The organism is Actinotalea sp. C106, from assembly GCF_023630195.1.
Lineage (GTDB): Bacteria > Actinomycetota > Actinomycetes > Actinomycetales > Cellulomonadaceae > Actinotalea.
In genome coordinates this window covers 1-1,515 of sequence record NZ_JALPKN010000472.1, presented here as the reverse complement: position 1 = coordinate 1,515, position 1,515 = coordinate 1, and the positions used below count along the sequence as shown (strand labels likewise).

1 protein-coding gene and 1 pseudogene are annotated in these 1,515 nt (G+C 75.1%); both read left to right on the top strand.

The window, feature by feature from the left end:
• On the top strand, positions 1-1,236 hold a 1,236-nt coding region (locus tag L0B03_RS17725), incomplete at its 5' end, for a winged helix-turn-helix domain-containing protein (protein WP_250448317.1).
• Between the two features lie 14 nt (positions 1,237-1,250).
• A pseudogene (locus L0B03_RS17720) lies at positions 1,251-1,515 on the top strand (hypothetical protein); the annotation flags it as partial.

Genomic DNA, 1,515 nt, shown 5'->3' with positions numbered 1-1,515 from the left:
CTCACCCTGGAGCAGGCGCGGCGGGTCGCGCTGCGCGCCCAGGGCCTCGCCGGGCCCCGGAGCCCGGGCGCCTCGCCGACGATGCGCGGCTTCCAGCAGGTCGTGGACCGGCTCGGCCTGCTGCAGATCGACTCGGTGAACGTCCTGGCCCGGGCCCACCTCATGCCTGCCTACTCCAGGCTCGGGGCGTACGACACCGGGCTCCTCGACCGTGCCGCGGGCCGGTCCCCCCGGCGTCTGGTCGAGTGCTGGGCCCACGAGGCGTCCTTCGTCGCCCCACGGACCTACCGGCTGCAGGGGTGGCGCCAGCGGGCCTACCGGGACCAGGCCTGGGGCACCATCCGCGAGGTCCCGCTGCAGCATGCCGCGGTGCTCGCCGAGATCCGAGCCCTGGTGACGGCCGAGGGGCCGGTCACGGCCCGGGAGGTGCACGCCCGGTACGCGGCCGAACACCCTCGGCAGCAGACCGACTGGGGGTGGAACTGGACGGTCGCCAAGCGGGTGCTCGAATTCCTGTTCTTCACCGGCGAGCTCACCGCGGCCCGCCGCAACGCGGCCTTCGAGCGTTGCTACGACCTGACCGAGCGCGTCCTGCCGACCGAGGCCCTCGCCCAGCCCGAGCCGAGCGAGCAGGACGCGATCCGTGAGCTGGTCGCGATGGCGGCCCGCGCCCACGGGATCGGGACGCTGCGCTGCTTCGCGGACTACTTCCGGATCAAGCGACCGGCCGCGATCCGGACGGCCGTCGCCGACCTCGTCGAGGGGGGCGTGCTCGTGCCGGTGAGCATCGAGGGCTGGGGTCGGGCCGTCTACCTGCACCGCGACGCCACCGTGCCGCGCCGCGCCTCGGGTCGCGCTCTGCTCAGCCCTTTCGACCCGCTGGTCTTCGAGCGTCGTCGGCTCGAGGAGCTCTTCGGGATGCGGTACCGGATCGAGATCTACGTGCCGGCCCACCGGCGGGTGCACGGGTACTACGTGCTGCCCTTCCTGCTCGGCTCCACGATGGCCGCGCGCGTGGACCTGCGGGCCGACCGGTCCGCGGGCGTCCTCGAGGTTCGGTCGGCCTTCGCCGAGCCAGGATCCGGCCACGAGCTCGGCCTGGTCGCCACCGAGCTCGCCGCCGAGCTCGAGGAGATGGCCTCCTGGCTGTCCTTGGACCTCGTGCGGGTGCTCCCGGAGGCCCCCGGAGATCTCGCCGGGACCCTCGCGACGCACCTGGCAGGCCCCCGACCGTGAGTGCAGGAGACGCGGTGGTCGGCCCGCCGACGGCGGAGGCGACCAGGCGTGGCGCCGGCTTCGTCCTCGTCCTCGTGGGTGCGGTGCTGTGGGGGTCGGGCGGGGTGGCGGGGGCGAGGCTCGCCGAGGTCGGCGGGCTGCCCCCGGTCGCGGTGGCGTCGGTCCGGCTGGGGGTCGGCGGGGTGGCACTGCTGGCCGTGCTCGTGCTGCTGCGGGCCGTTCGGGAGCGGACCGCTGGTCAGGGGCCGCTGCTGCCACGGTCCTGGCCCGCCCCGGTGC